This is a genomic window from Pseudomonas sp. 22189 (genome assembly GCF_052045635.1).
In the GTDB taxonomy this organism is placed as follows: Bacteria; Pseudomonadota; Gammaproteobacteria; order Pseudomonadales; family Pseudomonadaceae; genus Aquipseudomonas; species Aquipseudomonas parakoreensis.
In genome coordinates, this window is sequence record NZ_JBQEPG010000007.1 from 120,747 (window position 1) to 146,791 (window position 26,045).

At 61.2% G+C, this 26,045-nt stretch carries 22 protein-coding genes; 14 read left to right on the forward strand and 8 right to left on the reverse strand.

Features of this window, described 5'->3' with window-relative positions:
- The first annotated feature begins 141 nt into the window (after positions 1-141).
- Both rimB and rimK read left to right on the forward strand, forming a co-directional pair.
- Positions 142-621 (forward strand): retropepsin-like aspartic endopeptidase RimB, encoded by a 480-nt coding sequence (rimB, locus tag ACTJKS_RS09625; protein WP_047290814.1) that lies wholly within the window; start codon positions 142-144, stop codon positions 619-621.
- Positions 618-1,523, forward strand: a complete 906-nt coding sequence (gene rimK / locus ACTJKS_RS09630; RefSeq protein ID WP_007949201.1) for a 30S ribosomal protein S6--L-glutamate ligase — start codon at positions 618-620, stop codon at positions 1,521-1,523. Before rimB ends, rimK begins: the two co-directional genes overlap by 4 nt.
- 86 nt (positions 1,524-1,609) lie before the next feature.
- Here rimK and ACTJKS_RS09635 read toward each other — a convergent pair whose 3' ends face one another.
- Positions 1,610-2,923 carry an ATP-binding protein gene (locus ACTJKS_RS09635; protein WP_027611205.1) on the reverse strand — a complete coding sequence of 438 codons (1,314 nt, stop codon included), beginning with the start codon at positions 2,921-2,923 and terminating at the stop codon, positions 1,610-1,612.
- A gap of 114 nt (positions 2,924-3,037) precedes the next feature.
- Positions 3,038-3,778 carry an osmolarity response regulator transcription factor OmpR gene (gene ompR, locus ACTJKS_RS09640; RefSeq protein WP_003220637.1) on the reverse strand — a complete coding sequence of 247 codons (741 nt, stop codon included), beginning with the start codon at positions 3,776-3,778 and terminating at the stop codon, positions 3,038-3,040.
- A 358-nt stretch (positions 3,779-4,136) separates the two neighbouring features.
- Between ompR and ACTJKS_RS09645 the strand changes: the two genes are divergently transcribed.
- The 7 genes from ACTJKS_RS09645 to tauD all read left to right on the forward strand — a co-directional run bounded on the left by ACTJKS_RS09645 (position 4,137) and on the right by tauD (position 12,394).
- A complete protein-coding gene (locus ACTJKS_RS09645) occupies positions 4,137-6,461 on the forward strand; it encodes a Tex family protein (RefSeq protein ID WP_007964702.1) in 2,325 nt (774 codons plus the stop codon).
- Positions 6,461-6,844 (forward strand): PaaI family thioesterase, encoded by a 384-nt coding sequence (locus tag ACTJKS_RS09650; RefSeq protein WP_052912698.1) that lies wholly within the window; start codon positions 6,461-6,463, stop codon positions 6,842-6,844. Before ACTJKS_RS09645 ends, ACTJKS_RS09650 begins: the two co-directional genes overlap by 1 nt.
- Before the next feature lie 177 nt (positions 6,845-7,021).
- A complete protein-coding gene (gene gshA, locus ACTJKS_RS09655; RefSeq protein ID WP_440828822.1) occupies positions 7,022-8,605 on the forward strand; it encodes a glutamate--cysteine ligase in 1,584 nt (527 codons plus the stop codon).
- Between the two features lie 193 nt (positions 8,606-8,798).
- Positions 8,799-9,776 carry a taurine ABC transporter substrate-binding protein gene (gene tauA, locus ACTJKS_RS09660; protein ID WP_108181373.1) on the forward strand — a complete coding sequence of 326 codons (978 nt, stop codon included), beginning with the start codon at positions 8,799-8,801 and terminating at the stop codon, positions 9,774-9,776.
- Positions 9,777-9,792: 16 nt separating this feature from the next.
- Complete coding sequence (tauB, locus tag ACTJKS_RS09665) at positions 9,793-10,587, forward strand: taurine ABC transporter ATP-binding subunit (RefSeq protein ID WP_108181372.1); 795 nt, start codon at positions 9,793-9,795, stop codon at positions 10,585-10,587.
- Positions 10,584-11,417 (forward strand): taurine ABC transporter permease TauC, encoded by an 834-nt coding sequence (tauC, locus tag ACTJKS_RS09670; RefSeq protein WP_108181371.1) that lies wholly within the window; start codon positions 10,584-10,586, stop codon positions 11,415-11,417. The genes tauB and tauC overlap by 4 nt, the downstream gene beginning before the upstream one ends.
- A gap of 137 nt (positions 11,418-11,554) precedes the next feature.
- Positions 11,555-12,394, forward strand: a complete 840-nt coding sequence (tauD, locus tag ACTJKS_RS09675) for a taurine dioxygenase (RefSeq protein ID WP_108181370.1) — start codon at positions 11,555-11,557, stop codon at positions 12,392-12,394.
- A 92-nt stretch (positions 12,395-12,486) separates the two neighbouring features.
- Here the strand turns inward: tauD and mgrA are convergent, their stop codons facing one another.
- The 3 genes from mgrA to ACTJKS_RS09690 form a co-directional block, all read right to left on the reverse strand.
- Entirely contained in the window at positions 12,487-13,524 is a 1,038-nt protein-coding gene (gene mgrA, locus ACTJKS_RS09680) for an L-glyceraldehyde 3-phosphate reductase (protein ID WP_108181369.1), read from the reverse strand.
- A gap of 174 nt (positions 13,525-13,698) precedes the next feature.
- Complete coding sequence (locus ACTJKS_RS09685; protein WP_108181368.1) at positions 13,699-15,018, reverse strand: LLM class flavin-dependent oxidoreductase; 1,320 nt, start codon at positions 15,016-15,018, stop codon at positions 13,699-13,701.
- 1 nt (position 15,019) lies between these two features.
- Positions 15,020-17,245: a TonB-dependent receptor gene (locus ACTJKS_RS09690; protein ID WP_108181367.1), complete on the reverse strand. Its 2,226-nt coding sequence runs from the start codon at positions 17,243-17,245 to the stop codon at positions 15,020-15,022.
- A gap of 205 nt (positions 17,246-17,450) precedes the next feature.
- On the opposite strand from ACTJKS_RS09690, the gene ACTJKS_RS09695 reads away from it, so the two are divergent.
- On the forward strand, positions 17,451-18,488 hold the full coding sequence (locus ACTJKS_RS09695; protein WP_108181366.1) for a LacI family DNA-binding transcriptional regulator: 1,038 nt from the start codon (positions 17,451-17,453) through the stop codon (positions 18,486-18,488).
- Between the two features lie 93 nt (positions 18,489-18,581).
- On the opposite strand, the gene ACTJKS_RS09700 is transcribed toward ACTJKS_RS09695, so the two are convergent.
- The gene (locus tag ACTJKS_RS09700; protein ID WP_047291023.1) at positions 18,582-18,983 is read right to left on the reverse strand and encodes a type II toxin-antitoxin system HicB family antitoxin; all 402 of its coding nucleotides are present in this window, start codon (positions 18,981-18,983) and stop codon (positions 18,582-18,584) included.
- A 500-nt stretch (positions 18,984-19,483) separates the two neighbouring features.
- Between ACTJKS_RS09700 and ACTJKS_RS09705 the strand changes: the two genes are divergently transcribed.
- Entirely contained in the window at positions 19,484-19,744 is a 261-nt protein-coding gene (locus ACTJKS_RS09705; protein ID WP_108181365.1) for a hypothetical protein, read from the forward strand.
- A gap of 24 nt (positions 19,745-19,768) precedes the next feature.
- Here the strand turns inward: ACTJKS_RS09705 and betT are convergent, their stop codons facing one another.
- Both betT and epsC read right to left on the reverse strand, forming a co-directional pair.
- A complete protein-coding gene (betT, locus tag ACTJKS_RS09710; protein WP_222019461.1) occupies positions 19,769-21,730 on the reverse strand; it encodes a choline transporter BetT in 1,962 nt (653 codons plus the stop codon).
- Between the two features lie 402 nt (positions 21,731-22,132).
- Positions 22,133-23,059: a serine O-acetyltransferase EpsC gene (gene epsC / locus ACTJKS_RS09715; protein WP_041071188.1), complete on the reverse strand. Its 927-nt coding sequence runs from the start codon at positions 23,057-23,059 to the stop codon at positions 22,133-22,135.
- A 186-nt stretch (positions 23,060-23,245) separates the two neighbouring features.
- Here epsC and ACTJKS_RS09720 point away from each other — a divergent pair, with 186 nt between their 5' ends.
- From ACTJKS_RS09720 to tcyL, 3 genes are all read left to right on the forward strand, one after another.
- Positions 23,246-24,244, forward strand: a complete 999-nt coding sequence (locus ACTJKS_RS09720; protein ID WP_108181363.1) for a D-cysteine desulfhydrase — start codon at positions 23,246-23,248, stop codon at positions 24,242-24,244.
- A 332-nt stretch (positions 24,245-24,576) separates the two neighbouring features.
- A complete protein-coding gene (gene tcyJ / locus ACTJKS_RS09725; RefSeq protein ID WP_041071182.1) occupies positions 24,577-25,377 on the forward strand; it encodes a cystine ABC transporter substrate-binding protein in 801 nt (266 codons plus the stop codon).
- Positions 25,377-26,042: a cystine ABC transporter permease gene (tcyL, locus tag ACTJKS_RS09730; RefSeq protein WP_003220607.1), complete on the forward strand. Its 666-nt coding sequence runs from the start codon at positions 25,377-25,379 to the stop codon at positions 26,040-26,042. Before tcyJ ends, tcyL begins: the two co-directional genes overlap by 1 nt.
- The last annotated feature ends 3 nt before the right edge of the window (positions 26,043-26,045 follow it).

Here is a 26,045-nt window from a genome sequence, read left to right on the forward strand (position 1 = left end):
TACAATGCGCACCAGCCGACACCCGCTTGAGGCGTCGGCGATCCGGGCCGTAGAAATCTGTCGCCTTTTAACCCTTATTCTGCGTGAATACCGCGAATCCGGCCCTTGCGGGCTGAGCGGTTGCCACGGTTGAGCATTTTTTTGAAGACATTTGACCATTTGACCGTTGTCGGTCTGCGCGAGTGGGTGGCGCTCCCGGATCTGGGAGTCGCGGGCCTGCGGGCGAAAATCGACACCGGCGCCAGCACCTCCAGCCTGCACGCCACCGACATCGAACCGTTCGAACGCGATGGCGAGAAGTGGGTGCGTTTTACCGCGCACCTGGGCACGGTGGTGCAGTTGCGTCATCGGCGTTGCGAAGCGCCGCTGGTGACGCGCAAAACCATCAAAAGCTCCAACGGCCAGGCGCAGGTGCGCTACGTGATCAGCACTACCCTGGCCCTCGGTGATCGGGTCTGGCAGGTCGAGTTCACCCTCGCCTGCCGCAAGTCCATGCGCTATCGCCTGTTGCTCGGGTCCAAAGCCTTGATCGACGGCCAGCTGGTGGTCAATCCGGGCATCAAATATGTACAAGACAAGCCGGTGTTCCCGGTATCTACCTCCTCCACAGGTGTTGCATGAAGATCGCTGTGCTGTCGCGGAATCCGCGTCTGTATTCCACCCGTCGCCTGGTCGAAGCCGGCACCGAGCGCGGGCATGAAATGGTCGTGATCGACACCTTGCGCGCCTACATGAACATTGCCAGCCACAAGCCGCAAATCCACTACCGCGGTAAACCGCTGGAAGGCTTCGACGCGGTGATACCGCGAATCGGTGCATCGGTGACGTTTTATGGCTGCGCGGTGTTGCGCCAGTTCGAAATGATGGGGGTGTTTCCGCTCAACGAGTCGGTGGCCATTGCCCGCTCCCGGGACAAATTGCGTTCGCTGCAACTGCTGTCGCGTCGCGGCATCGGCCTGCCGGTCACCGGCTTCGCTCACTCGCCGGACGACATTCCCGACCTGATCGACATGGTCAACGGCGCGCCGCTGGTGATCAAGGTGCTGGAAGGCACTCAAGGCATCGGTGTGGTGCTGTGCGAAACCGCAACCGCAGCCGAATCGGTGATCGAGGCGTTCATGGGCCTGAAGCAGAACATCATGGTTCAGGAATACATCAAGGAAGCCGGCGGTGCGGATATCCGCTGTTTCGTGGTCGGCGACAAGGTGATCGCAGCCATGAAGCGTCAGGCCAAACCGGGCGAGTTCCGCTCCAACCTGCACCGTGGCGGCAGCGCCAGCCTGATCAAGATCACCCCGGAAGAACGCATGACCGCGTTGCGTGCGGCCAAGGTCATGGGCCTGGCGGTGGCGGGTGTGGATATCTTGCGTTCGAACCACGGGCCATTGGTGATGGAAGTGAACTCGTCGCCGGGCCTGGAAGGGATCGAGACCACCACCGGCAAGAACGTGGCGGGTATCATCATCGAACACCTTGAGAAGAATGGCGGGCCGAACATGACCCGGACAAAGGGCAAGGGTTAACAGCAAAAGATCGCAGCCTTCGGCAACTTCTACATGGGAATCCGTACCCTGTAGGAGCTGCCGAAGGCTGCGATCTTTTTCAACTGTTAGACCGCATCCCGCGGCAACATCAACCCCAACGGTAACCTTACCCGCGCTTCCAGCCCGCCCCCGGAGCGGTTGCGCAGCTCGACATTGCCGCCATGCATCGAAGCAATCCGCTTCACAATCGCCAACCCCAACCCGGTGCCTTTGCCACCCCGGGCACGGTCGCCACGGGTGAACGGGTTGAAGATCGCCTCAAGCTCTGACGGATCAATCCCCGCGCCACGGTCCATCACGCTCAACACCACGTACGGCGCGCTGGTATCGCCAGACACATAAGCCGCGACCTCGACGCCACTGCCGGCATGGTTCAGGGCGTTGCCGATCAGGTTGTTCAGCAGGCGTTTCATCGACACCCGGCGCAGTGGAAACGGCTGGATCGGTTCCAGTCGCAAGCGCACTTTTTCTTCGCTCTGGTTGTAGGGTGCGGCCACCTCACGCACCAGATCGCTCAGGTCCACTTCTTCCACCGACTCGTCACGACCGTCACGAATGAACGCGAGGAACTGGTCGAGAATCGCGTCCATATCTTCGATGTCGCGCACCATGTCGTCAGTCAGGTCATTGCGATCACCCATCAGCTCCAGCGACAGCCGCAAACGGGTCAACGGCGTACGCAAGTCATGGGACACCCCGGCCAGCATCAGCTCGCGCTCGCGCCCGGCCTGTTCGACGTCTTCGGCCATCTGGTTGAAGGCGCGATACACCTCGGTCATCTCGCTCGGTGTATCGCTGATCGGCAGACGCACGCTGCGGCCCTGACCGAGTTGTCGGGCGGCATACACCAGGCGTTTCAACGGCTGGTTGAGCTGACTGACGAAAATCCATGCCGACGCGGTCGATAACAAACCGATGGCGAGGAACCAGCCGAGCACGTTCCAGATTTTCTGGCCGCGTAATGGATGCGGGTACAGCGGCACTTTCAGCCAGCCATCGCCGAGGCTCGGTGCACGCACCCACAGCGCCGGCGGCGAGTGCATGCGCAAACGCACTTCGGTATCGGCGCCCAGCTCCGCCTGCATCTGCCGCTGATAAATTTCACTGTACGGCCAGTGCTGTTCGCCCTCGGGCACACCGGCGCCGACCACCCGGATCAGCGTCGCGGCATCGGCGATCTTCGCGCGGTTTTCTTCATCGGCCGCCCAATAGGCACGCAGCGTCAGGGCGACGCCGTGGCTGTATTGGCGATCCACCAGCACGTCCTCGTTCATCAACAGATAAACCAGGGTCAGCGCCTTGGAAAACAGCACGACGATGAGCACCAGCCAAAGGGTGCGGGAGAAAAAACTTTGGGGGAACCAGACGGGGGTTTTCATCGATAACCGTTACACACTTGCAGGAGCGAGCCATGCTCGCATATTGCGGATTGCGAGTCTGCGCAGAGGGTCGATCAACCCGATCTGCGCAGACCCGCTCCTACAAATCGCCGATCACTTGGTGGCGGCGCCATCCGGTACGAACACGTAGCCCACGCCCCAGACCGTCTGGATGTAGCGCGGTTTCGACGGATCCGGTTCGATCATCCGGCGCAGACGGGAGATCTGCACATCGATGGAACGCTCAAGGGCATCCCACTCGCGACCACGGGCCAGGTTCATCAGCTTGTCGCGGGTCAGCGGCTGACGCGCGTTCATCACCAGCGCCTTGAGCACCGCAAACTCACCGGTGGTGAGCATGTGCACTTCTTCCCCACGTTTCAGTTCGCGGGTCGCCAGCGACAGCACGTAATCACCGAAGGTGACATTTTCGTCTTCACTGCCCGGTGCACCTGGCACCGGTGCGGCCTGACGACGCAGAACAGCCTTGACCCGAGCCATCAGCTCGTCCGGGTTGAACGGCTTGGCCAGGTAGTCATCAGCGCCCAGTTCCAGGCCCTTGATGCGGCTCATCTCATCGCCCTTGGCGGTGAGCATGATGATCGGAATCTGATTGTTCGCGGCCCGCAGGCGACGGCATGCGGTGAGGCCGTCTTCGCCCGGCAGCATCAGGTCGAGGACCACCAGGTTGAACACTTCACGCGACAGCAGGCGGTCCATTTGCTCGGTGTTCGGTACGGCACGGGCGCGGTAGCCCTTGCTGACGAAAAAGCGTTCCAGCAGGCTGCTCAGCCCCGGATCGTCGTCAACAATAAGAATTTTTTCGCCTTCAGCATTGTTTGCAGTGCTGCTCATTGGATGCTCCTTTTAGCTCGGCGCGCATTATGGCGTAGCTGCCGTTATACGCACCGTGTGCATTGTTAGCAGATTTTTCCTTCACTGCCAGAAAACCGGGGTTTATGCCTACAGACTGCTACACCCCCGAATGACAGAACGCTGGTTATAATGCGCGGCGTTTTGTGCCAGGCAACGTCTGAATCGTTACCGCAGGTGGCCGGGCTTTTTTCCCGGTGGCCGCAGTAATTGTTCGATTTCACGGGTCAATGGGGAGCCTTTTGACCCAGGCAGCGGCAATTTTCTAGCCGCTCAACCAGACTCCGGGCCTTTATTTCCGTGCCTGCGAGCCTGCTTTCACACTATGTCAGGTGGTTTTATGGACAGCATCAACAGCCGCATCGCCGAGGAACTCGGCGTACGCCCGCAACAGGTCGAAGCGGCCGTCGCGCTACTCGATGAAGGCTCTACCGTTCCCTTCATCGCCCGTTACCGGAAAGAAGTCACCGGCAGCCTCGATGACACCCAACTGCGTCATCTGGAAGAGCGTCTGCGCTACCTGCGAGAACTCGACGAACGGCGCATCAGCATCCTCGCCAGCATCCAGGAGCAGGGCAAACTCACCCCCGCCCTCGAGCGCGATATCAAACTCGCCGACACCAAGACCCGCCTCGAAGACTTGTACCTGCCGTACAAGCAGAAGCGCCGCACCAAGGGCCAGATTGCCCTGGAAGCCGGCCTCGGCGAGCTGGCCGACGGCCTGTTCAACGACCCGAACCTGACGCCAGAAACCGAAGCCGCACGCTTCGTCGACGCCGAAAAAGGCGTAGCCGACGTCAAGGCTGCGCTGGAAGGCGCCAAGTACATCCTGATGGAGCGCTTCGCCGAAGACGCCAGCCTGCTGGAGAAGCTGCGCAACTTCCTCAAGCAGGAAGCGACCATCAGCGCCCGCGTGATCGCTGGCAAGGAAGAAGAAGGCGCCAAGTTCCGCGACTACTTCGAACACGACGAGCCGCTGAAAAGCATGCCGTCGCACCGCGCACTCGCGATTTTCCGTGGCCGCAACGAAGGCATCCTCAGCTCCGCACTGAAAGTCGGCGACGAACTGCCGGGCACCATGCACCCGTGCGAAGGCATGATCGGCCAGCAATTCGGCATCCAGAACCAGAACCGCCCGGCCGACAAATGGCTCGGTGAAGTGGTGCGCTGGACCTGGAAGGTCAAGCTCTACACCCACCTCGAAACCGACCTGCTCGGCGAACTGCGCGACGGCGCCGAAACCGAGGCGATCAACGTCTTCGCCCACAACCTGCATGACCTGCTGCTGGCCGCGCCGGCCGGCCCGCGTGCGACCCTGGGCCTTGACCCGGGCCTGCGTACCGGCTGCAAGGTCGCGGTGGTCGACTCCACCGGCAAGCTGCTCGATCACGCCACGGTGTACCCGCACGTGCCGCACAACAAGTGGGATCAGACCATCGCGATCCTGGCGGCCCTATGCGCCAAGCACTCGGTTGATCTGATCGCCATCGGCAACGGCACCGCCAGCCGCGAAACCGACAAACTGGCGATCGAGCTGATCAAAAAATACCCGGCGATGAAAATGACCAAGGTCATGGTGTCCGAGGCCGGCGCCTCGGTGTACTCGGCGTCGGAACTGGCAGCCAAGGAATTCCCGGATCTGGACGTGTCGATCCGTGGCGCGGTGTCCATCGCCCGTCGTCTGCAGGATCCACTGGCTGAACTGGTGAAAATCGATCCGAAATCCATCGGTGTCGGCCAGTACCAGCACGACGTGTCGCAGCTGAAACTGGCGCGCGGTCTGGATGCGGTGGTCGAGGATTGCGTGAACGCCGTCGGTGTCGATGTGAACACCGCCTCGGTGGCCTTGCTGGCGCGGATCTCCGGCCTCAACGCGACGTTGGCGCAGAACATCGTTGCCCACCGCGATGAACACGGCGCCTTCAAAACCCGCGCTGCGCTGAAAAAAGTCGCGCGTCTGGGCGAGAAAACCTTCGAACAGGCCGCAGGCTTCCTGCGCGTGATGAACGGCGACAACCCGCTGGATTCTTCCGCTGTGCACCCGGAAGCCTATCCGCTGGTGCAGCGCATTGCCGCTGAAACCGACCGTGACATTCGCTCGCTGATCGGGGACGCCGCATTCCTCAAGCGTCTGGATCCGAAGAAATTCACCGACGAAACCTTCGGTCTGCCCACCGTCACCGACATTCTGCAAGAACTGGAAAAACCGGGCCGCGACCCGCGTCCGGAGTTCAAGACTGCCGAGTTCCAGGAAGGCGTCGAAGACCTGAAAGACCTGCAACTGGGGATGATCCTCGAAGGCGTCGTCACCAACGTGACCGCGTTCGGCGCGTTCGTCGACATCGGCGTGCATCAGGACGGTCTGGTGCACATCTCGGCGCTGTCGGAGAAGTTCATCAAGGATCCACGCGAAGCGGTGAAGGCCGGTGACGTGGTGAAAGTGAAGGTCATGGAAGTCGACATCCCGCGCAAACGCGTCGGCCTGTCGATGCGCATGAGTGACACCCCGGGCGAGAAGATCGACGGTGCCCGTGGTTCGCGTCCAGGCTCGGCACCGCGCCAGTCGTCGAACAACGCGCCGCGCAAGGAAACGGCCACAGCCGCTCCGGTGAACAACGCCATGGCTTCGCTGTTCGCCAACGCCAAGCAGTTGAAGAAACGCTGATGGAGATTCCGGCCGGGCTCGTCGAGAGCGCGTTTTTCCAGCTGTTGGGCTGCCGCCTGCACAGCCTGGAAACCGGGGTGGCGCAAGTCGCCCTGGTGCTGGAACCGCAACTGCGCAATCGCGGCGGCAAACTGCACGGTGGCGCGCTGTTCAGTCTGGTCGATATCGCCATGGGGCTGGCCTGTTCCAGCACCCACGGCTTCGACCAGCAGAGCGCGACCATCGAGTGCAAGATCAACTATATCCGCGCCGTATCCGACGGCGAGGTGCTGTGCACGGCGCGGGTGATCCACCCGGGCCGCCGCACGCTGGTGGTCGAGGCCGACGTGATGCAGGGCGACAAACTGGTCGCAAAAGCGCAAGGCACGTTCGCAGTCCTGTAGATGTTGTTCATCATTTTGAGTTAATTTCGGCGCAACGAATCCTGCGGCAGCTCCTACAGTTTATGTGTGTGGCTGACCGGCTAGAAAACCAGGCGAAAACGCCAGTTTCAACTTCACCCTTGTAGACCGTCCTGCCCACCCCCATATTGGGGCGACTGACGCGTGAAGGAATCCAAATTGAGCGAACTTCTCAACCGCCGCCTGGCTCTGCTCGGCGAGCGCGCCAACCTCTCTCTGCTCGAACAGTGCCTCCACGGTATCGAACGTGAATGCCTGCGCGTGACCAGTGAAGGTCGTCTGGCGCAAACGCCGCACCCGGAAGCCTTGGGTTCCGCGCTGACCAATGAACAGATCACCACCGATTATTCCGAGTCGCTGTTGGAATTTATCACCCCCGCCCTGCCCGATCCGGCCGATACGCTGGCGAGCCTGGACAAGATTCATCGCTTTGCCTACAGCAAGCTCGGCAACGAGTACCTGTGGAGTCCGTCGATGCCGTGCCCGTTGCCGGCCGAGGAAGACATCCCGATCGCCTATTACGGCACCTCCAACATCGGTCAGCTCAAATACGTCTACCGCAAGGGCCTGGCCCTGCGTTACGGCAAGACCATGCAGTGCATCGCCGGGATCCACTACAACTTTTCCCTGCCGGAAAAGCTCTGGCCGCTGCTACGCGAAGCCGAAGGTTTCGTCGGCACCGACCGCGATTTCCAGTCGTCGTCCTACATCGCGCTGATCCGCAACTTCCGCCGCTACAGCTGGTTGCTGATGTACCTGTTCGGTGCTTCGCCAGCGCTGGACGCAGGCTTCCTGCACGGCCGTTCGCATCAGTTGGAACAGCTGGACCCGGACACCCTGTATCTGCCGTACGCCACCAGCCTGCGCATGAGCGACCTCGGTTACCAGAGCAACGCCCAGGCCGGCCTGACGCCGTGCTACAACGATCTGGCGAGCTACACCGACAGCCTGCGCAAAGCCGTGGCCACGCCGTATCCGCCGTATGTGGAGGTCGGCACACACCAGGATGGCGAGTGGGTTCAGTTGAACACCAACATCCTGCAGATCGAAAACGAGTACTACTCCAACATCCGCCCGAAACGCGTGACCTACACCGGCGAGCGGCCGATCCAGGCGCTGATGGCCCGTGGCATTCAGTACGTCGAAGTGCGCTGCCTGGACATCAACCCGTTCCTGCCGATGGGCATCGACGTCACCGAATCGCGCTTCCTCGACGCGTTCCTGCTGTACTGCGCGCTGAACGACAGTCCGCTGCTGACCAACACTTCGTGCGGCAATGCCACTTCGAACTTCCTCAGCGTGGTCAAGGAGGGCCGGCGTCCGGGCCTGCAATTGCAGCGTGACGGTGAAGCGGTCGAGCTGAAGGTCTGGGCAGCCGAGCTGCTGGAAAAAATCGCTCCGCTGGCGGCGTTGCTTGATCAAAGCCACGGCGGCGACACGCATAGCAAGGCGCTGGATGCGCAACTGGCCAAAGTCAGCGACCCGTCCCTGACCCCGTCGGCGCAGGTGCTGGCCGCGATGGCCGAGCACAAGGAAAGCTTTGCGCAATTCTCCCTGCGTCAGAGCCAGGCGCATGCCGAGTTCTTCCGCCGCGAGCCGTTGACGGCGGATGAGCAGGCGAAGTTCGAGGAACTGGCGCGCTCGTCGCTGGCGCAACAGGCGGAGCTGGAGCAGAACGAGGTCGGTGATTTCGATGTGTTTGTCGGGTCGTATCAGGCAAGCATTCTGGCGATCAGCAACTAAGCGCCGCCTTTGAAAAGATCGCAGCCTGCGGCAGCTCCTACAGGGTGNTAGGAGCTGCCGCAGGCTGCGATCTTTTGATCTTTAGATTTTTCCGCTCATAAGCTAAGTCTAAAAAGTTATTTATTTTTAGTTTCTTAGATCATTTAGTCTCCTTTCACGCCGATCGTCGGTCGCCTGATTTGGAGCACTCCCCATGAAACTGAATTTCCCGCTTCGCCTGCTGGCCGTAGCCTCCCTGGCTGCTGCAAGCTTTCTGGCGCAGGCCGCCGACCTCACCGTCGCTTACCAGACCACCGTCGACCCGGCGAAAGTCGCCCAGGCTGATGGTGCTTATGAAAAAGCCACCAAAGCCGACATCAGCTGGCGCAAGTTCGACAACGGCGCCGACATCATCGCCGCCATTGCTTCGGGTGATGTGCAGATCGGCTACCTCGGTTCCAGCCCGTTGACCGCTGCGATCACCCGCAAAGTCCCGGTGGAAACTTTCCTCATCGCCACCCAGATCGGCGCCGCCGAAGCACTGGTCGCCCGCGACGGTTCCGGGATCAAGACCCCGCAGGATCTGGTCGGCAAGAAAATCGCCGTGCCGTTCGTGTCCACCGGTCACTACAGCCTGCTCGCCGCGCTGAAGCACTGGAACATCGATCCGTCGAAAGTCACCGTGCTCAACCTCGCCCCGCCAGCGATCATCGCCGCGTGGAAACGCGGTGATATCGACGCCACTTACGTGTGGGATCCGGCCCTCGGTGTGGCCAAGGAAAACGGCAAAGTGCTGATCACCTCCGGCGAACTGGCCAAGTTCGGCGCGCCGACCTTCGATGCCTGGATCGTGCGCAAGGACTTCGCCGAGAAGCACCCGGAAATCGTCACAGCATTCGCCAAGGTCACCCTCGACGCCTACGCCGATTACCGCAAGGATCCCAAAGCCTGGCTCGCCGACCAGTCCCACGTCGACAAACTGGTGAAGCTCTCCGGCGCCAAGGCCAGCGACATTCCATTGCTGCTGCAAGGCAACGTCTACCCGCTGGCAGCTGATCAGGTGATCAGCCTCGGCGCGCCGACCACCAAAGCCATTACCGACACCGCCGCGTTCCTCAAGGAACAAGGCAAAGTCGAAGCCGTACTGCCGGACTACGCGCCGTACGTCAGCGCCAAATACATCACTAACTGATCGGGAGTTGACCGCGATGGCCTTGCTACAGCTGGAGCGCATCAGCGCACAGTACCCGGGCAGCCCGGAACCGGTGCTGGCGGACATTTCCCTGACCCTCGGGCCTCAGCAATTGCTGGTCGCCCTCGGCCCGTCCGGCAGTGGCAAGACCTCGCTGTTGAACCTGATTGCCGGCTTCGTCGAACCCAGCGCCGGGCGTATCACCCTCGACGGCGTGCCGGTCAAAGGCCCGAGCGCCGAACGCGGCGTGGTGTTCCAGGATGACGCCCTGCTGCCCTGGCAGGATGTGTTGGCCAACGTCGCGTTCGGTCTGGAGCTGGCCGGCGTCGCCAAGGACAAGCGCGAAACAATCGCCCGGGAAATGCTTGCACTGGTCGACCTCACAGGTTTTGAACACCGCCGTATCTGGCAGCTCTCGGGCGGCCAGAAACAGCGCGTCGGCCTGGCCCGCGCCCTCGCCGCCGACCCGCGTGTGCTGCTGATGGACGAGCCCTTCGGCGCCCTCGATGCGTTCACCCGCGAGCAGATGCAGGAGCTGTTGCTGCAAGTCTGGCAGCGCACCGCCAAACCGGTGTTCCTGATTACCCACGACATCGAAGAAGCGGTATTCCTCGCCACTGACCTGATTCTGCTGGCGCCGAATCCGGGGCAGATCGTCGAGCGTCTGCATCTGGATTTCGGCCAGCGCTACGCCGCCGGTGAGTCGGCGCGAGCGATCAAATCCGACCCGCGTTTTATCGAAACCCGCGAGCACGTGTTGAGCAGAGTGTTCTCGCAACGCAGCGCCGTGCAACGGCAGGAGCGCGCATGAGCAGTTACGACGTTTCCGCCCCCGCAGTGAAAACCCCATCGGTGGCGATTCCGCAGCGCCGCAACCTCAGTACGCGGTGGATCAGCCTGCTGACCCTGTTGTCCTTGCTGGTGATCTGGTGGGCCGTGACCGCCAGCGGTTTGATCGAACCGCTGTTCCTGCCACCACCGTCCGCCGTGCTGCAAAAGGGCTGGTTGCTGGCGACCACCGGTTATATGGATTCGACTCTGTGGCAGCACCTGGGCGCGAGCCTGAGCCGTATCGGTCTGGGCCTCGGCTTCGCGATTCTGACCGCAGTGCCGGTGGGCATCGCCATCGGCGCCAACCGTATTGCCCGTGGTGTGCTTGACCCGCTGATCGAGTTCTACCGGCCGATTCCGCCGCTGGCGTATCTGCCGCTGATCGTGATCTGGTGCGGTATCGGCGAGTTGTCGAAAGTATTGCTGATCTACCTGGCGATTTTCGCGCCGATCGCCATTGCCACCGCGACCGGCGTGCGCACTGTTGACCCGGCGAAATTGCGCGCTGCGCAGTCGCTCGGTGCCACTCGCGCACAGTTGATTCGCCACGTGATTTTGCCCAGCGCCCTGCCGGACATTCTCACCGGTGTGCGCATTGGTCTGGGCGTTGGCTGGTCGACCCTGGTCGCCGCCGAACTGATCGCCGCCACCAGCGGTCTGGGCTTCATGGTGCAATCGGCTGCGCAATTTCTGGTCACCGATGTGGTGCTGCTGGGGATTCTGGTGATCGCCCTGATTGCCTTCGCCATGGAAATGGGCCTGCGTGCCCTGCAGCGCAAACTGGTGCCGTGGCACGGCCAAACCCACTAAAGCATTTGTGAATCCTCCCGCGTAGGAGCTGCCGCAGGCTGCGATCTTTTGATCTGCTTTTAAAAAACAAATCAAAAGATCGCAGCCTGCGGCAGCTCCTACAGGGGCGCGGTTACCCGGAATTGAAGAGAACCATCATGAGCAGCCTGACCATCACCCCCTTAAGCTCGGCCCTCGGCGCGCAGATCAGCGGCGTCGACGTCAGCCAGCCTTTGAACCTGGAACAGCGCAATGCCATCGAGCAGGCGCTGCTCAAGTATCAGGTGCTGTTCTTCCGCAACCAGCCGATCGAGCCTCCACAACAGGCGCGTTTCGCGGCGTACTTTGGCGACCTGCACATCCATCCGATCTACCCGAACGTGCCGGAGCAGCCGGAAGTGTTGATCCTCGACACCGCGGTCACCGACGTGCGCGACAACGCGATCTGGCACACCGACGTGACCTTCCTGCCAACGCCGGCGATGGGCGCGGTGCTCAGCGCCAAGCTGCTGCCGGAGTTCGGCGGCGATACGTTGTGGGCCAGCGGGATTGCCGCCTATGAAGCGCTGTCGGCGCCGATGAAAACCTTGCTCGAAGGGTTGACTGCAACTCACGATTTCACCCGCTCGTTTCCGCTGGAGCGCTACGGCAACACGCCCGAAGCGCTGGCACAGTGGGAAGAGGCACGACGCAAGAATCCACCGTTGTCACACCCGGTGATCCGCACTCACCCAGTGAGCGGACGCCGTTCGTTGTTCGTCAACGAAGGCTTTACCTCGAAGATCAACGAGCTGTCGGACACCGAGAGCGAAGCGATTCTGAAATTCCTGTTCGCCCACGCAACGCGGCCTGAATTCACCATTCGCTGGCGCTGGCAGAAGGACGACATCGCATTCTGGGATAACCGCGTGACCCAGCATTACGCGGTGGATGATTACCGCCCGGCACGACGGGTGATGCAGCGGGCGACGGTGTTGGGGGATGTGCCTTACTTTTAAGATCAAAAGATCGCAGCCTGCGGCAGCTCCTACATTGGGATTCGCATTTCCCTGTAGGAGTTGCCGTAGGCTGCGATCTTTTGCTTTGCCCATTACTCCGCGGTCGACGGCTTCTCCCACAGATTGATCCCGCCCTCTTGGGCAAACCGGTCGATCTCCGCCAATTCCTCAGCACTGAAGCTCAGATTCTTCAACGCCCCGACGTTCTCGATGATCTGCTCCGGCCGGCTCGCACCGATCAGCGCCGAGGTCACCCGTGGATCACGCAGGGTCCAGGCCAATGCCAGCTGAGCCAGGCTCTGGCCACGACGTTTGGCGATCTCGTTCAACGCACGCACGTGCGCAATGTTCGCCTCGGACAGGTGCGAAGCCTGCAGCGAACCACCGCCCGGACGATTGACCCGCGCATCCACCGGCACGCCATTGAGGTATTTGTCGGTCAGCAGACCTTGGGCCAACGGCGTGAACGCGATCACACCAGTGCCGAGTTCTTCGGTGGTGTCGAGCAGGTCTTTTTCCACCCAGCGATTGAGCAGGTTGTACGCCGGCTGATGAATCAGCAGCGGCACTTTCCATTCCTTGAGCAGCGCGGCGATCTCGCGGGTTTTCACCCCGGAGTACGACGAGATGCCGACGTACAACGCCTTGCCCTGCTGCACGGCGGTGGCGAGAGCGCTGGCGGTTTCTTCCAGCGGAGTGTCCGGGTCGAAGCGGTGCGAATAGAAGATATCCACGTAGTCCAGACCGAGGCGCTGCAGGCTCTGGTCGAGGCTGGCCAGCACGTATTTGCGCGAGCCGCCGCCCTGACCGTACGGGCCGGGCCACATGTCCCAACCGGCCTTGCTGGAGATGATCAGCTCATCGCGGTACGGCTTGAAGTCTTCGCGCAGCAGGCGACCGAAGTTGATCTCGGCGCTGCCGTATGGCGGGCCGTAGTTGTTGGCCAGGTCGAAGTGGTTGATCCCCAGGTCGAACGCCGTACGCAGCAGGGCGCGCTGGGTGTCGATCGGCGTGCTGTCGCCGAAGTTGTGCCACAGGCCCAGCGACAGCGCCGGCAGCACCAGACCGCTGCGGCCGACGCGGCGGTAAGGGATGGAGTCGTAGCGGTTTTCGGCAGCGGTGTAAGTCATCGAATCCTCTCTTGTTTGATTAACAGCAAATTGAGGGTGAATTTCAACTTTGTGGTGAGGGGATTTATCCCCGATGGACGGCGTAGCCGTCCCAAAAAAAATCGCGAATTTGAATACAGATTTGGGGGTGGCTTTCGCCACCCATCGGGGATAAATCCCCTCACCACAGGGTGTTTACACAAATATGTTTTGCGGTCGGGCAAGCCCCAGATTCTCGCGCAACGTCCGGCCCTCGTACTCGGTTCTGAACAGCCCGCGCCGCTGCAGTTCCGGCACCACGCCATGGGCGAAGTCTTCCAATCCGCCCGGCAGATGCGGCACCAGCACGTTGAAGCCATCCGCCGCGCCCTGTTCGAACCACGCCTGCAAGCGGTCGGCGATCTGCGTCGGCGTGCCCACCAGGCTGTAATGCCCACGTCCACCGGCAATCCTGCGGCCCAATTCGGCGAGGGTCAGATGCTCCCGCCCCGCCAGCTCAGTGAGCAGTTTCTGCCGGCTCTGCTGGCCGCTGTCGGTCAGTGGAAAATCCGGTAGCGGTGCGTCCAGCGGGTACTTCGACAAGTCGAAGTTGCCCAGCATACGCCCAAGCAAGGCGACGCCAACCTCCGGTTCGACCAATTGCTGAAACGTTTCACATTTTTCCTGCGCTTCGGCTTCTGTCTGGCCGACGACGACAAACACCCCCGGCATGATTTTCAGCGAATCGGCACTGCGTCCGTACTTGGCCAGACGTCCCTTGAGGTCGGCGTAGAACGCCTGCGCGCCAGCCAGTGAAGTCTGCGCGGTGAACACCACTTCAGCAGTTTGTGCCGCCAGCTCACGCCCGGTTTCGGACGAGCCGGCCTGCACGATCACCGGTTGTCCCTGTGGCGAGCGTGCGACGTTCAGCGGGCCTTTCACCCGAAAGTGTTCACCGACGTGATCCAGCACGTGAAGCTTCGACGGGTCGTAATAGGCGCCACTGGCCTTGTCGCGGACAAACGCATCATCCTCCCAACTGTCCCACAGCCCGCTGACCACCTGATGAAACTCCCGGGCGCGGCTGTAGCGCTCGGCGTGGCCGATGTGCTCATCGCGACCAAAGTTCAGTGCCTCGGCAGCGTTGTCCGAGGTCACCAGATTCCACCCGGCGCGGCCGCCCGACAGATGATCGAGCGAGGCGAATTTGCGCGCCACGTGGTACGGCTCGTTGTAGCTGGTGGTCGCCGTGGCGATCAGGCCGATGCGATCGGTCACCGCGCTCAGGGCCGAGAGCAAGGTCAGCGGTTCGAAGTGATCCGAGCGCGCCATGTGGCTGGCGATGTCCTGCGTCGGCGCGGCCACACTGTCGGCGACGAACAGCGTGTCGAACTTCGCCGCCTCGGCAATCTGCGCCAGACGCTTGTAGTGGGCGAAATCCAGGCCGGCATTGGCCGGTACCTGCGGGTGACGCCACGCGGCGACGTGGTGCCCGGTGGCCATGAGAAAGGCGCCAAGTTTCAGCTGTCTGCTCATCTCAGAAATCCTTGCGCAGTTGCACGCCGAAGTAACGCTCGTCATCCCGAGGCACAGCGCGGTAGATGTAGCTGCCGCCGCTGGCCAGCAACGGTGAGTAGGACTTGTCGGCGAGGTTCTTGCCCAGCAGCGCCACACGCCAGCCGTTGCTGTAATCGGCGAGCGCGACGCTGGCGTTCCAGATGCCGTAAGCGCCTTGTTTGGTGTCGGCGTTCTGGCTGATGTCGTACTGCACTTCGCTCTGCCAGCTGTAGTCGGTGCCGAGTTCGATATCGAGGCCGTTGTCCAGCGGGATGCTGTAGTCGGCGCGCACGTAGCTTTTCCAGTCCGGACTGAACGGCAGCGGTTTGCCATTGACGTTGCACGACGCCGCCGCGCCCACCGGGCAGCTGAACTGGTCGATGCGCGCACGGGTGTAAGCCAGCGCCCCGGAGAACTTGAGTTGCTGGGTCGCCTGCAAGGCGTAATCGAGTTCGACGCCTTCGGTGCTGACGCTGCCGGCGTTGATCAGGCGCGTCACCACTTGCCCGGCGACCGTGTCGAAAAAATTCGCCTGGTAGTTGTCGTAATCGCTGTGGAACACCGCGAGGTTGGTGGTCAGCCGGTTGTTCCAGCCGGTGGCCTTGATACCCGCCTCCCAAGTGTTCGAGGTCTCCGGTTTCAGCGCTTCGGTGTCACGCGGCTGCATGTTGAAGAACACGTTGTAGGCCGGGCCTTTGTAGCCGCGCGAATAGGTCAGGTACGTGGTGACTGCATCGCTGAGGTCGTACTGCACGCCGAGCCGACCGGACCAGCCGTCCTCGTCCACCGAACCGGAACTGCTGGTGGCCGGTTGAATGCCGCTGACCGTGGTCGCCGAGGTCGAGACGCGGCGGTGTTCGTATTCCAGATCATCGTGGGTGTAGCGCAGGCCGGCGATGCCGCGAAAGTCGGACGTGAAGTTCAGCGTGCTCTCACCGAACACCGCATAGCTGTCGCTGGTGGTGCTGTAATTGGCGACGCCACGGTCGGTACGCGTGGTGGTAGTCAGCGTGCGCTGATAGGTCTCGTCGTCCTTGCCGTGCATGTAGAACAGGCCGCCGACGTACTCGAGGAATTCACCCTTCGGCGAGGCCAAACGCAGCTCTTGCGAATATTGATCGAAGGCCAGATCGCCCTTGTCCGCCGTGCCGGGGAACGCCGCCGTCACCGTACCGAGACGGTCGCCGTCCTGATACTGCGTATTGTCCCAGCCACGCCACGCGGTAATCGACGTCAGGGTGTAATCGCCCAGTTGCCAGTCGAGCTGGCCGGACAGGCCCTTGTTGGTGTCCTCGACATGGCTGCGGGTATCGGTGTTGATGTCGCGGTTGTGGCTGCTGGCGTAGACCGGGCCCAGCGCGTTGGCGAAGGCCGGGGTCAGCGACTTGCTGACCACGCCGTTGGGGCCGTCGTCGTGGGACTGCATGTAGTCGGCAATCAAGGTGAAGGTGACGTCGTCGTTCGGGGTGAATTCGAGTTTGCCGCGCACCCCGCGATGGTTGTAGCCGTTGACTTCCTGGCCGTTGTGCTGGTTATCGACGTTGCCGTCGTACGTGCCGAACAGGGTGCTGATCGACCCCTTGAGCGTGTCCGGAATCAGGCTGCCGCCAATGCCGAAACGGGTGCGGCTTTCGTTGCCGCTGTAGTACGACTGATCGATGTAACCGTGGGTCTCGTCGGTCGGCGCCTTGCTGGTGATGTTGAGCACACCGGCCGAGGCGTTCTTGCCGAACAGCGTGCCTTGCGGGCCACGCAGCACTTCGACGCGCTCCAGATCCAGCAGGTCGAGCGTCGATTGACCGGGACGCGCATAGACCACGCCATCGATCACCGTGGCCACCGTTGGCTCGACGCCGGGCGAGGTGGAAATCGTGCCGACGCCCCGCACAAACAACGAGGTGTCCTTGTTCGACGCCCCAGTGCGGAAATTCAGCGACGGCACTTGCTGGACGATGCTTGCCACGCCGTTACGGTTGTCGCGCTCCAGTTGTTCGCCGTCGATCACCGACACTGCCACCGGCACTTTTTGCAGCGACTCTTCGCGGCGGGTAGCGGTCACCGTGACGGACTTGAGGGTCGGCTCTTGTTCGCTGCTGTCGGCGGCGAAAGCCGTGGGCAGCGGCAACGCCGCCAGCCCGGTAAAGATCCAGCCAGCGGCGCGAATCGATTGCGCCAGTTTGTGTGTCGCCCCAGGAGTGTTGTGCATGGTTGCCCGCTCGAAATTGGCCCTGAACCGCTGCCGTTCTGCGACGACAGCGCCTGAATCGGTGTCTTGGGCATTCGCTCGAGCGAGTAGCAGACAATGCGCTTTGTTAGCGCTAACATCGTCAGTATTGGCAAGCTCGGCATAGAGCGTCCAATACTAAAAAATTACTTTTATATGCGTTTTGGTTTTTAAGAAGGATCGAGCCTTGAGCCAGGAAAAGCCCCGCAAACGCCGTGGCGCCGGACGCGTGACCCTGAATGCAGTGGCGCGCGAGGCTGGCGTCTCGGCGATTACCGTGTCGCGCTATTTCAATCAGCCGGAAACCGTCTCGCCGGAACGCCGCGAGCGGATCGCGGCGGTGGTCGCCAAGCTGGGTTACGTGCCGAATCTGGTGGCCGGCGGCCTGGCCTCGGCGCGGGGGAAAATCGTCGGCATGGTGATTCCGAATATCTCCGGACCGATTTTTGCCAACACCATTCAGGGCTTCAGCGACACCCTCAGCCGCCACGGTTATCAGCTGCTGCTGGCGTCGAGTTACTTCAGTACCGAACAGGAAGAAAACGCCGTGCGCGCATTTCTTGGCTGGTCGCCGGCCGCGTTGGTGCTGACCAGTCATTTCCATAGTTCGGGCACGGAAAAGATGATCGCCGAGGCGGATATTCCGGTGATCGAAACCTGGGATTACCAGCCGGATCGCGAGCCGATGCAGATTGGCTTTTCGCACTATGAAGTCGGCGTGAGCGCTGCGCGTTATCTGCATGACAAAGGCTATCGCCGCATCGCTTTCGTGCAGAACAGCGCACTCGGTGACCTCAGTGCCCTCGAACGTCGCGACGGTTATGCCGCCACCGTGCGCGAGTTCGGCCTTGAGCCTTGGGTATTCGCACCCGACGCCGACCGCGCGCCGTTCGAAGCCGGCAAGCAAGCGATGGAAACGCTGATGAACGCCGCTCCCCGCCCCGACGCGATCATCTTCGCCAACGACAACCTCGCCGCCGGCGGCCTGCTCGCCGGGCAACGCGCAGGCCTCAGAATTCCCGAAGACTGCGCCGTGCTCGGCTTCGGCGATTACCCGTTCGCCGAGATGCTGTTGCCGAGCCTGAGCACGATCAAGCCACCGGCACTGGAGATCGGCGTGCTGGCGGCAACGCGGGTATTGGAAAGCCTTGGGGTATTGCCGAGCGATGATGTGCAGCGGTTGAACCTGTTGCAGTGCAATGTGATCGAGCGCGAAAGCACCTGACGAACATGCTTCTGTAGGAGCGGCCGCAGGCTGCGATCTTTTGATTCTGGCTTTTAAAAGCGAAAGATCGCAGCCTGCGGCAGCTCCTAAAGGTTATGCCGACAATTCGCGTAACGCAGCGGCGGCCAGAAATCCGGAGCGGGAACTGTAGCGCTGATCACGTCGGACTGTTTGATCTATACGCTCCAGCAGTTGCTCGGGCAGCGTGGCGTTGAAGCGTACCGACTTGCCGAAATAGGGTGTGATATCAAAGTCGACGACACCCCAGATTCCACCCGCATAATCCGGGTTGTCGAGATGTGCATCAATGTCCCGAACTCGAGGCAACGGTGCACCATCAGCCACCAGCCCCTCATAGTGCAGGGCCAGAGCCTCCTGAGTATTTTCAAAAGCTTCGGCTACCGTGCTCCCCGCGGAGAAGCACCCCGGTACATCCGGGACAATCACTCCGTAGTCCGAGTCGGCATCCTTGTGCAAAACGACCGGGAATTTCATAAACGTGAATCCTTCGTCTGACGTGTCCTGATGGTGACTACCCTTCACTGCAACCAGATACCAACCATCCTCCTCGATCATCCTGATCATTTCCCGACTACGCATTTCCTTCGCCCTGTTCGACAGCAAGAGCGGGTCACTTTAGGGCGTAAGCAACCGATTTATACACACGATACACACTCTGAGAAATATTAGCTGGGTGAACAAACGCTCGGTAGTTGGTTCGACCAACGGCAGGCGCGAGCCAGCGAGAAAGGGCCTTGCCGTCCAGATACATTTGAATGCGTCGCGAAATGTGTCTGATCGAGAATGGTTGGCTTGTATTGATGCGGGCTGACTTGGCTATGCTCTTAATGACACCGAGGTGGCTCCTTCGCGGGCAAGCCCGCTCCCACAGGATTTTGGTTGTACACAAATCTCTGAATGACCGAGATCACTGTGGGAGCGGGCTTGCCCGCGAAGGCGTCCGATCAAGCACCGCATAACCCGCAGGCACACCCATGCACACCGCCATCATCATCTTCTTCGGCCTGGTCCTGCTCGCCCTGATGCTCTACATAGGCGAGCGCATTGGCTTCAGCCGGCAGACTCTGGCCTACAGCTTCGCCGCGCTGTGGCTGGCGTTGACGGTGATCAATGGTGCGGTGGGGGTGGTGCATGCCGGGCAGCCGCTGGGTTCGGAGATCGCGGTGGGCAGCGCAGTGTTCGGAGTGCCGATGGCGGCGATGGTGTTGTTCATGGTACTGAGCGCCGAGCCGTGAAACGTCCCGGCGCTCAGTTGCCGATCAACGCACCAGATGCAGGAACTGCATGTGGCGTTCGTACTGGTCGAGGATGTCGTTGATGATCTGTTCCTTGGTGTAGCCGACCAGATCGTAGTCCTGACTGCCCTCGCTCAAATGCACTTCAGCGCGGTAGTAGCGGCGGTTGTTGAGCTGCTTGGAACCCATGCCACCCCGAGCAAACGACGGCGTGAAATAGCCGCGCATCTGCACCTGATAGATGAACGGATGCTGCTCGCCGTGGCCGATTTCCAGGCTGATGTTGTCGTGCGCCGGATCCGGCTGGGTGACCACGTTCAAGCCCTTCTCGACGAAGACCGCCGTCACTTCCTCAATCGCCGGACGCACCGTGGTGTCCATGAAGCGGTACACCTCGTCGCGCGACGGGAAGTGCACCGCCTGACTCAGACGCTGGCGCCAGCCGCCCGTGCCTCGCCGCGAACCGGAGACCGGTGCCAGCGAATGCAATTGCGCGATCTGCTTCTGCGATTCCAGATAGAACGCCTTGTGCAGCCCCCACATCATCAGCAGCAAAATCATCGAGAACGGCAGCGAGGTCAGCACCACCGCCGATTTCAGCGCATCGATGCTGCCGGAGAACAGCAGCGCGCTGGTGATCAACGCGGTCATCGCGCCCCAGAACACCCGCAGCCATTTCGGCCCGTCTTCGTCCGGGTTGCCGCCCTTGGCCGACAGCGTCGAGAGCACAACGGTGCCGGAGTCGGCAGAAGTGACGAAGAACACGAAGCTGATGAACACCGTCACCGCGATGACGGTTTTGCTCCACGGGTAGGTTTCCAGCAGCAGATAAAGACTCATCGACGGGTTGTCGAGGGCCGACATGCCCAGCGCCGACATACCGTGGTTGAGCACCTGATCGATGGCGCTGTTGCCGAAGATCGACATCCACGCCAGGGTGAAACCGAGCGGAATCAGCAGCACGCCGAAGACGAATTCGCGGATGGTGCGGCCACGGGAAATCCGCGCGATGAACAGGCCCACGAACGGCGACCATGCGATCCACCAGGCCCAGTAGAACACGGTCCAGCCGCCGAGCCAGTCGCTTGGTTTGTCGTAGGCGTAGAGGTCGAAACTCTTCATCGGCAACGCGCCGAGGTAGTCGCCGAGGTTCTGGATCAGGGTGTTGAGCAGATGCTGGGTGGGACCGGCGAACAACACGAACAGCAGCAGCGCACAGGCCAGCAACATGTTGATGTCGGACATCACTCGCACGCCCTTGTCCACACCGGAGACGGCGACGATGATCGCCGCGCCCATCATCAGCGTGATCAGGCCGACCTGAATCCATTGGGTGTGGGCGATGCCGAACAGGTAGTCCAGACCCGAGTTGAGGTGCAGCACACCAAAACCCATGTCGGCACCCAGGCCGAACACCGTAGCGATAATGCCGAAGCCGTCTACCGCGTAACCGATGGGGCCGTTGATGCGCTTGCCGATCAGCGGGTACAGCGCCGAACGCAAGGCCAGCGGCAGGTTATGCCGGTAGGCGAAATAGGCCAGCGCCATGCCGACGAAGGCGAACACGCCCCAGCCGTGCAGGCCCCAATGCAGAAACAGAATCTGCATCGCCTGCCGCGCTGCATCGGCAGTGCCGGCCTCGCCTTGCGGCGGTTGCAGCATGTGGGTCAGCGGTTCGGACACGCAGAAGAAGAACAGCGTGATGCTGATCCCGGCGGCGAACAGCATGCCGGCCCAGGACAGGTAACTGAACTCGGGTTCGTCGTGGTCGGCACCGAGTTTGATCTTGCCGTAGCCCGATAACGCGGTGACCACCACGAAGACCAGATACAGCGTCATCGCAAGCATGTAGTACCAGCCGACCGTATTGGCCGCCCAGTTTTGCGCAGCCAGCAACCAGGCGCCGGCCTGCTCCGGCATGGCGATGACAACCAGACCAAACAGCAGAATCACCGTCGCGGCGAAGTAGAACACCGGCGGATTCATGCGCACCAGACCGCTGGCGGGGGTAGACGATGCACTCATGAAACGTGCACCTCGAGGGGTTGAAACGTGGCTGAAATGATCGGACTCAGCAAAGGCAAGCCTCCTGTTGTGAGCGGGCAGCGAACCACCGGTTTAACTTGAATGAACGTTCAAGTTAAACATGGATAGGGTGGTAAGGACTAATCGCAGGGCCAGGCGGTAGTTTTCCTACAGTAGCCCAAGGAGGGGTATGACGCGGGTTTGAGGGGATTCGTTCAATGGAGAATTGGCTGAATGCCATTATCTCGGTCTGACCAAAAAAACCATTCGCGAGCAGGCTCGCTCCCACATTTGACACGCATTCCAGTGTGGGAGCGAGCCTGCTCGCGAAGAGGCCTGACGCGGCAACGCAGATTCAGGAACTTACTTCTGCGTCCCGTCATCATGCTGCAGATTGGCCTGAGTCAGGTTGCTCCCTGCCGGCACGCTGCGCGTCAGCCACACATTACCGCCGATGGTCGACCCCTGGCCGATAGTGATCCGTCCCAGAATCGTCGCTCCGGCATAAATCACCACGTCATCCTCGACAATCGGATGGCGTGGATGCCCCTTCTGCAACTGCCCGTCTTCATCGGCCGGGAAGCGCTTGGCGCCCAAGGTCACGGCCTGATAAATCCGCACCCGCTCGCCAATGATCGCGGTCTCGCCGATCACCACACCGGTGCCGTGGTCGATGAAGAAACTGCGGCCGATCTGCGCGCCCGGGTGGATATCGATGCCGGTGGCCGAGTGCGCAATTTCCGCGCTGATCCGCGCCAGCAACGGCAACCCGGCGCGATACAGATGGTGCGCCAGACGATGGTGAATCACCGCCAGAATCCCCGGATAGCACAACAGCACCTCATCGACGCTGCGTGCCGCCGGGTCACCGTGATAGGCCGCCAGCACGTCGGTATCGAGCAGGCTGCGCAGGCCCGGCAAGGCCAGGGCGAAGTCCTGAATGATGCGGATCGCCTGCGCTTCGACATCAGCATCGCCTTGCGCGCTGTGCCGGGCGACATACCGCAATTCCAGCCGCGCCTGCGCCAGCAAGGCATTCAACGCGGTATCGAGGGTGTGGCCGACATAGAAGTCTTCGCTTTCCTCACGCAGATCCACCGGTCCCAGCCGCATCGGGAACAACGCACCACACAGCGCCTCGAGAATCTCGGCCATCGCCGCGCGGGACGGCAACTCGCGACCACCCTGCTCGCCACTGGCCCGGCCATTCTGGGTACGCCACTGATCCCGCGCGGTACGCAGTTGGCTGACGATGGTCTGCAATTGCCAATGGCTGGAACGCTCACTCACGGTAAAGACTCCTCACAGGCGGCCGGTCTGGCCGCGTCAACGGCGACTACTTTACGACATGCCCACAAGGACGAATTAAGAACCGATAGTGCTGGCCTAAGCACATTTGGCTATAAGTAATTCACGGTTGCCCCGTTAAAACGGCCTGCCTATAGTCCTGTCATCTTCCTCCGCCAGTACGGGCTCATGATCAAACAACAGCTGGATCGCTTTAACCGTTTCGACCTGCTCGGCCAACCGACGCCTCTGGAAAAACTCGAACGCCTGTCCGCCTGGCTGGGCCGCGATGTGTACATCAAACGCGATGACCTGACGCCGCTGGCCATGGGCGGCAACAAACTGCGCAAACTCGAATACCTCGCCGCCGACGCCCTCGCCCAAGGCGCCGACACGCTGATCACCGCCGGTGCCTTGCAATCGAACCACGTACGCCAGACCGCCGCGCTGGCGGCCAGACTCGGCCTGGGTTGCGTGGCGCTGCTGGAAAATCCGCTGGGCACCGATGACAGCAATTACACCGGCAACGGCAACCGTCTGCTGCTCGATCTGTTCGACACCAAGGTCGAGTTGGTGGACAACCTCGACAACGCCGACGAACAACTCGCCGCACTCGCCGTGCGCCTGCGCAGCAATGGCAAGAAACCGTATCTGGTGCCGATCGGTGGCTCCAATGCTCTCGGTGCATTGGGCTACGTGCGTGCCGGTCTGGAACTGGCCGAGCAGATCAAGGACACCGGCCTGGAATTCGCCGCCGTGGTGCTGGCCTCGGGCAGCGCCGGGACCCACAGTGGTCTGGCGCTGGCGTTGAGCGAAGCGCTGCCGCAATTGCCGGTGATCGGCGTGACGGTATCGCGCAGCGAAGAAGATCAGCGCCCGAAAGTGCAAGGTCTGGCCGAACGTACGGCGGACCTGCTGGGCGTGAAATTGCCAGTGAACTTCAAAGTCGAGTTGTGGGACGAATACTTCGGTCCGCGTTACGGCGAGCCGAATGCCGGGACACTGGCGGCGGTGAAACTGTTGGCCAGTCAGGACGCGGTGTTGCTCGACCCGGTGTATACCGGCAAGGCCATGGCTGGTCTGCTCGACGGGATCGGCCGCCAGCGTTTCGACGAGGGCCCGATCATCTTCCTGCATACCGGTGGAGCGCCGGCGTTGTTTGCCTACAGGGATTCGCTGACAAGCTGATCCTCACTGCTGCAAGAATTTCTGTGGTGAGGGGATTTATCCCCGTTGGACTGCGCAGCAGTCCCCTGCTCTTCAAGTCAGAAGAGAGGGCCGCTTCGCGCCCCATTGGGGATAAATCCCCTCGCCACAATTGATCATATATATTCGAAATTGGAATAACAGAAAGATCATTAAGTATTTTCAAGTCTAAAACAGACATCTTATAGTCTCGCCGCAGGCGAATTTCGGGCAAGACGCATAAGCTGCTTTAGGGCACGATAACGCAGTCGTTGAACTCCCGGATTCGCCAACTTTCCTTAAGCGTCTTCCATAAGAAAACACAGGGGCTTGTCATGAATTTTTCCGCACTACGTCGCACTCTGCTGGTAGGTTCGCTGGGCCTTGCACTGAGCGCCGGCCTGATCGGCCAGGCAACCGCCGGTGAGCAGCTGCAACAGATCAAGGACAAAGGCGTCATCAACGTCGGCCTGGAAGGCACTTACCCACCGTTCAGCTTCGTTGACGCCGACGGCAAACTGTCCGGTTTCGAAGTCGAGCTCTCCGAAGCCCTGGCGCAGAAACTCGGCGTGAAAGCCAAGATTCAGCCGACCAAGTGGGACGGTATCCTCGCCGCGCTGGAATCCAAGCGTCTGGACGTCGTGGTCAACCAAGTGACCATCTCCGACGAGCGCAAGAAGAAATATGACTTCTCCGAGCCGTACACCGTTTCCGGGATCCAGGCGCTGGTGCTGAAGGACAAGGAAGCCAAGTTGAACATCAAGACCGCTGCCGACCTGTCTGGCAAGAAAGTCGGTGTCGGCCTGGGCACCAACTACGAACAATGGGTTCGCGCCAACGTGCCGGGCGCTGACGTGCGCACCTACGACGATGATCCGACCAAGTTCGCCGACCTGAACAACGGCCGCACCGACGCCATTTTGATCGACCGTCTGGCCGCACTGGAATACGCCAAGAAAGCCCCGAAAACCGTGGCTGCCGGTGAAGCGTTCTCCCGTCAGGAATCCGGTATCGCCCTGCGCAAAGGCGAGCCTGAGCTGCTGGCTGCGGTGAACAAAGCCCTCGACGAGCTGCGTGCCGACGGTACCCTTGAGAAGCTGTCGAAGAAATACTTCAACGCTGACGTCACCAAATAATGGAAGAAGCTTTCCAACTCGCACTGGACTCCGCGCCCTTTCTGCTCAAGGGCGCGTACTACACGGTTATCCTCAGCCTGGGCGGCATGTTCTTCGGCTTGCTGCTGGGCTTCGGCCTGGCCTTGATGCGCCTGTCGCGCTTCAAACTGGTGAGCTGGATTGCCCGCATCTACGTGTCGTTCTTCCGCGGCACGCCGTTGCTGGTGCAACTGTTCGTGATCTATTACGGCTTGCCGCAACTGGGTCTGGAACTGGATCCGCTGCCGGCGGCGCTGATCGGCTTCTCGCTGAACATGGCCGCCTACGCCTGTGAAATCCTCCGCGCGGCGATCGGTTCGATCGAACGTGGTCAATGGGAGGCCGCTGCGAGCATCGGCATGACCCGTGCGCAAACCCTGCGCCGGGCCATCCTGCCGCAGGCCATGCGCACGGCGCTGCCGCCGTTGGGCAACAGCTTCATTTCACTGGTCAAGGACACGGCACTGGCCGCCACCATTCAGGTGCCGGAACTGTTCCGCCAGGCACAGCTGATTACCGCCCGGACTTTCGAAGTCTTCACCATGTATCTTGCCGCCGCGCTGATCTACTGGATTCTGGCCACGGTGCTCTCGCATCTGCAGAACAAGTTGGAAGAGCGGGCCAATCGGCACGACCAGGAGTCCTGACCC

Bases quoted from the DNA above. Each gene is read 5' to 3' on its own strand.
- rimK (WP_007949201.1), top strand. From the start codon at position 618: ATGAAGATCGCTGTGCTGTCGCGGAATCCGCGTCTGTATTCCACCCGT.
- ACTJKS_RS09635 (WP_027611205.1), bottom strand. From the start codon at position 2,923: ATGAAAACCCCCGTCTGGTTCCCCCAAAGTTTTTTCTCCCGCACCCTT.
- ompR (WP_003220637.1), bottom strand. From the start codon at position 3,778: ATGAGCAGCACTGCAAACAATGCTGAAGGCGAAAAAATTCTTATTGTT.
- ACTJKS_RS09645 (WP_007964702.1), top strand. From the start codon at position 4,137: ATGGACAGCATCAACAGCCGCATCGCCGAGGAACTCGGCGTACGCCCG.
- ACTJKS_RS09650 (WP_052912698.1), top strand. From the start codon at position 6,461: ATGGAGATTCCGGCCGGGCTCGTCGAGAGCGCGTTTTTCCAGCTGTTG.
- tauA (WP_108181373.1), top strand. From the start codon at position 8,799: ATGAAACTGAATTTCCCGCTTCGCCTGCTGGCCGTAGCCTCCCTGGCT.
- tauB (WP_108181372.1), top strand. From the start codon at position 9,793: ATGGCCTTGCTACAGCTGGAGCGCATCAGCGCACAGTACCCGGGCAGC.
- tauC (WP_108181371.1), top strand. From the start codon at position 10,584: ATGAGCAGTTACGACGTTTCCGCCCCCGCAGTGAAAACCCCATCGGTG.
- tauD (WP_108181370.1), top strand. From the start codon at position 11,555: ATGAGCAGCCTGACCATCACCCCCTTAAGCTCGGCCCTCGGCGCGCAG.
- mgrA (WP_108181369.1), bottom strand. From the start codon at position 13,524: ATGACTTACACCGCTGCCGAAAACCGCTACGACTCCATCCCTTACCGC.
- ACTJKS_RS09685 (WP_108181368.1), bottom strand. From the start codon at position 15,018: ATGAGCAGACAGCTGAAACTTGGCGCCTTTCTCATGGCCACCGGGCAC.
- ACTJKS_RS09690 (WP_108181367.1), bottom strand. From the start codon at position 17,245: ATGCACAACACTCCTGGGGCGACACACAAACTGGCGCAATCGATTCGC.
- ACTJKS_RS09700 (WP_047291023.1), bottom strand. From the start codon at position 18,983: ATGAAATTCCCGGTCGTTTTGCACAAGGATGCCGACTCGGACTACGGA.
- ACTJKS_RS09705 (WP_108181365.1), top strand. From the start codon at position 19,484: ATGCACACCGCCATCATCATCTTCTTCGGCCTGGTCCTGCTCGCCCTG.
- betT (WP_222019461.1), bottom strand. From the start codon at position 21,730: ATGAATCCGCCGGTGTTCTACTTCGCCGCGACGGTGATTCTGCTGTTT.
- ACTJKS_RS09720 (WP_108181363.1), top strand. From the start codon at position 23,246: ATGATCAAACAACAGCTGGATCGCTTTAACCGTTTCGACCTGCTCGGC.
- tcyJ (WP_041071182.1), top strand. From the start codon at position 24,577: ATGAATTTTTCCGCACTACGTCGCACTCTGCTGGTAGGTTCGCTGGGC.
- tcyL (WP_003220607.1), top strand. From the start codon at position 25,377: ATGGAAGAAGCTTTCCAACTCGCACTGGACTCCGCGCCCTTTCTGCTC.